Annotated in this window: 3 protein-coding genes; 2 read left to right on the top strand and 1 reads right to left on the bottom strand. The window is 64.4% G+C overall.

Annotated elements, in window-relative coordinates; all coding sequences use genetic code 11:
• Window positions 1-1590, top strand: coding sequence for an NAD(P)/FAD-dependent oxidoreductase (locus tag H290_RS0106355; protein ID WP_020105941.1), 1590 nt, complete (start codon window positions 1-3; stop codon window positions 1588-1590).
• Between the two features lie 78 nt (window positions 1591-1668).
• Here H290_RS0106355 and H290_RS0106360 read toward each other — a convergent pair whose 3' ends face one another.
• On the bottom strand, window positions 1669-2748 hold the full coding sequence (locus H290_RS0106360; RefSeq protein ID WP_051121882.1) for an AraC family transcriptional regulator: 1080 nt from the start codon (window positions 2746-2748) through the stop codon (window positions 1669-1671).
• A 631-nt stretch (window positions 2749-3379) separates the two neighbouring features.
• Between H290_RS0106360 and H290_RS27965 the strand changes: the two genes are divergently transcribed.
• On the top strand, window positions 3380-6689 hold a 3310-nt coding region (locus H290_RS27965), incomplete at its 3' end, for an amino acid adenylation domain-containing protein (RefSeq protein ID WP_020105944.1).

The following is a 6689-nucleotide window of genomic DNA, read 5'->3' on the forward strand; positions in this document are numbered from 1 at the left end:
ATGGCCGACCACGACGCCGTCATCATCGGTGCGGGATTCTCCGGGCTGTACCAGCTGTACAAGCTCCGCGAACTCGGCTTCGACGCCATAATCCTCGAAGCCGGGCCCGAGGTCGGCGGCACCTGGTACTGGAACCGGTACCCGGGCGCCCGCTGTGACATCGAATCGATCGAGTACTCCTACTCTTTCGATCCCGAACTCGAGCAGGAATGGAACTGGACCGAACGGTACGCAGCGCAACCAGAGCTGCTCGCCTACATCCGGCATGTCACCGACAAGTACGACCTTCGCAAGGACATCGAATTCCGAACGCGCGTCACCACACTCGATTTCGACGACGTTGCGTGCCACTGGACAGTCCGCACCGACGACGGGGCGAGCCGCACCGCGCGATTTGTCATCGCGGCGACGGGATGCCTGTCTGTTCCGGTCCAACCCGAAATCGAGGGCGTCGACGATTTCGGTGGCGAGACGTACTGGACGTGGGACTGGCCGGAGGAAGGCGTCGACCTGACGGGCAAACGTGTCGCGGTTGTCGGAACCGGATCATCGGGTTTGCAGACCATCACCGCCATCGCGCCGGACGTCGCACACCTCACCGTCTTCCAGCGCACCCCGGTTTTCGCGATCCCGGCCTTCAATCACGAGATCGACGAGGAACTGGCCGAGGTCAAGTCGCGATACCCCGAGTTCCGCGCCGAGAGCCGGGTGACGCGCGGTGGGGCGCACTGCGCGGATCCCGAAGCCAAGTTCTTCGACGAGTACAACCCTGATGAGGTGGTCGACGAGCTCTCACGTCGCTGGGCTGATGGCGGATTGTGCTATCAGCAGTCGTTTCTCGACCTGGTGCTGGATCCTTCGGTCAACAAAGCGGCCGCCGACTTCGTCGCAGACCAGATCCGCCACAAAGTGAACGACCCGGCGCTCGCCGAGAAGTTGATTCCCACGACATATCCCATCGCGACCAAGCGTATGTGCGTCGACACCGGCTACTTCGAGGTGTACAACCGGGACAATGTCTCCTTGGTCGACTTGCGAGAGGAACCGCTGAAAGGTGTTACCCCCCAAGGCATCATCGCCGGAGACACCGAGCACGAGTTCGATGTCCTCATCTTCGCCACCGGCTTCGACGCGATGACCGGCGCGTTGCAGGCCATCGACATCCGGCACGGTGACTTGACGTTGCGGGACAAATGGTCCGAAGGGCCCCGAACGTATCTGGGATTGATGTCGGCGGGTTTTCCCAACCTGTTCACCATCACCGGACCGCAGAGCCCGTCGGTGCTGTCGAACATGCTGACCTCCATCGAGCAGCACGTCGACTGGATCAGCGACTTGCTGGTGGTCATGCGCGAGCGGGGTCAGCGCCGCATCGAGCCCGCGGTACAGGCCGAGACCACCTGGGTGGACATCACCAACGACACCGCAGATCTGACCCTCTTCCCGCAGGCGGCGTCGTGGTACATGGGCGCCAATGTGCCCGGCAAGCGGCGGGTCTTCTTGCCATTCGTGGCCGGTGTCGACGTGTACAAGCAGATCTGTGACGGCGTCGCTGTCGCCGACTATCACGGCTTCGAGATGACTGCCTGACCTCGAACGACACCGACGAGGGCGCCGGCAGTCATCCGACTGCCGGCGTGCGGGACTCCGTGTGCGGCCGGCCCTTGGTCAACTCGACCGCTGTGGATCTCCCCAGCGTCGCATCGCGCGGGTGAAGCTGGACCAGTCGCGGTAACCCAATCGCTGCGCGATCTGGGTTCGCGGGAGCGAGGTGTCCCGCAGCAGATCGTGAGCGAGGCTGCGGCGCACGTCATCGTGAATCTCTCGGTACGAGGTTCCCTCTCGGGTCAGGCACCGTCGCAGCGTTCGACTCGAATAGTTCAGGTCGGCCGCGCACTCGTCGAGAGTGCGATCGAGGGTGGGCAGCGTCATCAGATGGGCGCGCACGCTACCGGCGACACCACCGGGTCGGATCCTCTCGGCGCGGAGGCGCTCGCAGTGTTCCACGATCACTGCTTCGGTGTGTTCGTTGGCCATCGGCAGTCGCCAGTTCAGGTAGTCCTCGTCGAAGACCAGTTCGGTGCGCTGCTGACCGAAGAGAACCGGCACCCCGAAAACCTTCCGATACCTGGCGATCGCGTCCACCGGTGGGAGGTCACGCTCGAAATGGACCTCTTGCAGGGGTTCCTCGGAGGAGTTCGCGAACAGTTCGCGTTGCATCTGCAGGCTCGCACTGATGTCGCGTTCGACCACAAAGCAGGCGATGTCGTCGGGAACATTGTCGGTGCGCAAGGTGAGCGCCCACCGGCCACCGGGGCGGAACTCACCGTGGATAGTCGAGAACGCGAAGGTGAGCGGGGAGTACCGAAGCCCCAGCCGGAGCATCTCGGACACTACCGAGCAGGTCATGAGTAGATAGCCGTAGTACCCGTAGGCCGTCAGGTGGTAGTCCCGGCCGACCTCGACGCCCAATCCCGGCCGGTTGTCGAACGCCCGGAGAAAGTTCCGGATAAGGGCTATTTCCTGCTGCGCTTCGATCAAGTGCTCGGGGTCGGCGAGTGCTTCGGCGGTGATCCCCGTGCCGCGCAACAAGGTCGATGTGGCGCAGCCGCGGCGGGCTGCCCAGGCGCAGATCAACGAGACTCCTACGGTCGTCCGCCGATGGTCCCACGTATCCGTCGTCGCTGCGAAGACCCGGTGGGACGCGTGGTCGTCGATCGGCGACGGACTGACGACTGCACCGCTCATGTAACAGACCCGAATTGCATGTGATCAGTATCACGATGCGGCCCGCGCGAAGCAACAACTCGCGCCGCTGCCGGGGACGCGGGCTTACACGCTGTGACCCGGCCGATGGCCGTCGATCAGGCTCTGTTTTCGGACCACCGGGCGATATTTCACGTCGGAGGTGTCGCAGCAAGTAACGCGGAGCGCGTCGAAACCGATATAGCGCGAACGGAAGGGAAATGCCCTTTGAATGCGAAATGAGGAGTATTCGGCGAATTGGATGTTTCGCCGACATAAAGAACTGCGGAGTGATTCGACGATGGTGTGCATCGGCTGCTGAATCAAGCGTGCGACGAGTTGCGGAAAGTGTTGTTAGGCAACCCTGATAAGTCCTGGGAGATTGCTCGAAAACGACCTCCTGCACTGCCGGTGTTTCGCGATCCGGGCACATGAATAACTCCGGCGTGGTTATATCGAATGATCAATTCTTGGCGGTTCAGGCGGACGCCGCTGGATCCTCTCCCGTGGTTCTCGGAGGTACGCTGATGCAGTCGCGCCGGCGCTATTCCTTATTTCTGTCTGACATTTCGCGGTCCATCTGGATCGAGCTGAAATCCACGTCCGCGCGAAGCGGGGTGATCGGCGCGAGACGATGACCCCCGCAGATCCTCCGGATCTGGGACATCGGGCCGTATTCGCGGACCCCTTGCCGGCGGAGGCGTTTCCGTTGTCTGCAGCGCAATACGGGATCTGGCTGGCATACCAGCTGGATCCGGACATCTCGCTGTCCGTCGCGCAGTGCGTCGAGGTACGTGGCGAGCTCGATGTCGCGTTGCTGAGTCAGGCATACGCCACGGCCGGCCACGAGTTCGAGACGTTCGCCGTCCGGCTCATCGACGTCGGAGGTCGGCCGTACCAGCTCGTCGATCACACACTCGACCAGTCGGTGGATCTCATCGACATGCGTGCTCATCGGGACCCCGTGACCACCGCATACGAGTGGATGGAGCGCGACTACACCCGGCCACTCGACGTGCTGAACGATCGGCTGACCCGTTCGGTCGTGCTCCGGACCGGAGACCGGCATTACCTGTGGTACTTCCGGGTCCACCACATCGTTTTGGACGGATTCGGTACGGTGACGATCTTCGATCGTATTGCCGAGCTCTACACCGCGGGCTTGCAGGACCGCGACCTCGAACCGCCCGTGGCAACCCGTTTGCGAGAGGTGTTCGAGATCGACCGGCGCTATCGGGATTCGACATCGTTCGACGAGGACCGGGCGTACTGGTCGGCGCAGTTAGGTGATGTGCGTGGGGTCAGCACGTTGGCCACCACCGACGCACCCGCCGCCCCGGTGAACCGACGTGCGATCGCGCCGCTGTCGGAGCATGCGACGGCGGCGCTGTTGGGCGCGGAGCGACCTGCGGTCTCGGCGGCCACCGTCATGGCCGCTGTCGCCTGTTACCTGTCGCGGATGACGGGCCGCGACGAGGTTGTGCTCAACGTGCCGATGTCGGCGCGCACCAGTCCCGAGGAGCGGCACGCCGGCGGGATGACAGTCGAGGTCGTACCGCTTCGGCTCCGGGTCGAGCCGGATGACACCGTCGGCCGGCTGGTTCGGCGGGTACGGCTCGCGGTGAAAGACGTCCTGCCACATCAGCGTTCCGGGATCGCCGACATTCGGCAGCAGGTCGGGGCATTCGGGACCCAGCGTTTCGGCGGGCCGGTGGTCAATGTGCTGCTCTACTTCCACTCGCTACAGCTTGGGTCGACGAGCTGTCAGGTCCGCATTCTCACCTATGGCCCGGAGCGGGACCTGTCGGTCAACGTGTATCCGGTGGGCACACCCGCCCGGGTATTCGTCGACTTCCGGGCAAACCCCGACCGCTACGACGAGGCGCAACTCCGCGCCCACCACGAGCGTTTCTCGACTCTGCTCGAGGAACTGCTGCAGGCAGACGCAGACACGGTCCTGAGCGCAGTGCACCCGGAGACCGCACGCGCCGGTGCCGAGCTACGGCGGGCCGCAGTGCAGCTGGAGTACTGGCGCACGGCGTTGGCGGGGGCACCGGAAGTGATGGGGTTCCCCTTGGACCGACCGCGGCCGGTGGTGCGGTCGAGGCGCGGTGGGCGAGTGGATTTCGAGGTGGATTCGGAGCTACATCAACGTCTGGTCGGTGTCGGGGAGGCACACAGGGCGAGTCCGTTCATGACACTGCATGCCGCGTTCGCAGTGCTGCTCGCGCGGTTGTCCGGACAGGACGACATCGTCATCGGCGCGCCGGTGCCGGGCGGTGCGACGGCAGTCGACGTGGTGGCGTTGCGGACGCTGGTGGAGTCGGGGATGTCGTTCGGCGAGTTGCTGGATCGCGTGCGGGAGGCGGATCTGGGGGCGTTCGAGCATGCGGAGGTGCCGTTCGAGCGGGTGGTCGCCGACGTGGTTCCGGTGCGGTCCACCGCGCATACACCGGTGTTCCAGGTCGCCCTCGAGGAAGTGGATCCAGGGCAGCGCGCATTACTCGACGGTGATCCGGGCCACGCCCGATACGATCTGCTGGCCAGTGTGACAGAACGGTTCGATGCGCAAGGGCAGCCGGCCGGGATGGTGGTGGGATTGACCTACGCCGCGGATGTCTTCGATAAGGCGACGGCGCAGGGTTTCGCGGATCGCTTCGCGCGGACCCTGGGGGTGGTGGCCACCGACCCCGACATCACGGTGGGCGACGTGCAGCTCGTCGACTCGGGCGAGCGTCGGATGCTCGAAAGCTGGAACGAACCGGGCATCGACACCGGGGCGGCAACGATCGCAAGCATCCTCGCCGACCGGGCCGCACGGACCCCGACGGCCCCGGCCGTGCACGACGCCGATACCACCCTGACCTATGGTCAGCTTGCCGCGCGGTCGAATCGTCTCGCCCGACATCTCATCTCGCTGGGTCCACAACCGGGAGCACTCTTCGCGGTCGTGTTGCCACGTTCCACCGAACTCGTCGTCACGCTCTCCGCTGTGCTCAACGCCGGCGGTGGATATCTGCCGATCGACGTCACGCATCCCACGGATCGCATCCGTACCGTTCTCGCCGATGCAGATCCGGTGTGTGTCCTCACGACCTCGCAGTTCGCTGATACGCACGACCTCGGCCCCTATCCGGTGCTCCTGCTTGATGATCCGGAGACCGCGGCGGCGATCGCCGCGCTGTCGCCGGAACCGGTGAGCGACGAGGAGCGGGTCGCACCACTACGACCAGACGATGCCGCGTATCTGATCTACACCTCCGGGTCGACGGGGGTGCCGAAGGGCGTTCTCGTCTCGCACCGCAGCGTCGTGCATCTGTTGGCCAACACAGCGGGCACGTTCAGCTTCGACGAGTCGGACGTGTGGACGATGTTCCACTCTCCGGCATTCGATTTCTCGGTGTGGGAAGTGTGGGGTGCCCTGCTCTCCGGTGGCAGCGTTGTCGTGGTCGATCACTTCACCGCACGTGAACAGGTGCAGTTCCTGGAAGTGTTGCGGCGCCATCGCGTCACTGTGCTCAGCCAGACACCGACGGCGTTCTACCAACTCGCGGAGGCCGAATCGACAGCGGACTCCGATGCGGCTCCATTGTCCTTGCGCTACATCGTCTTCGGCGGAGAGTCGCTGGACCCGGGACGCCTGAAGAACTGGTGGCAGCGCCACGACGACAGTTCGCCCGTGCTGGTGAACATGTACGGCATCACCGAGATCTGTGTTCACGCAACAGCGTTGCGGATGACCCGGGATACCGCTGGGAGCGTAGCGGCCAGTCCCATCGGCCGGACGATCCCGGGTCTGCGGTCGTACGTGTTGGATGCGCGGTTGCGGCCGGTGCCGGTGGGTGTGGCGGGGGAGTTGTATGTGGCGGGTGCTGGTGTGGCGCGGGGGTATTGGGGTCGGGCGGGGTTGACGGCGTCGCGGTTTGTGGCTGATCCGTGTGGTG

This window comes from Nocardia sp. 348MFTsu5.1, assembly GCF_000383535.1.
Lineage (GTDB): Bacteria > Actinomycetota > Actinomycetes > Mycobacteriales > Mycobacteriaceae > Williamsia > Williamsia faeni.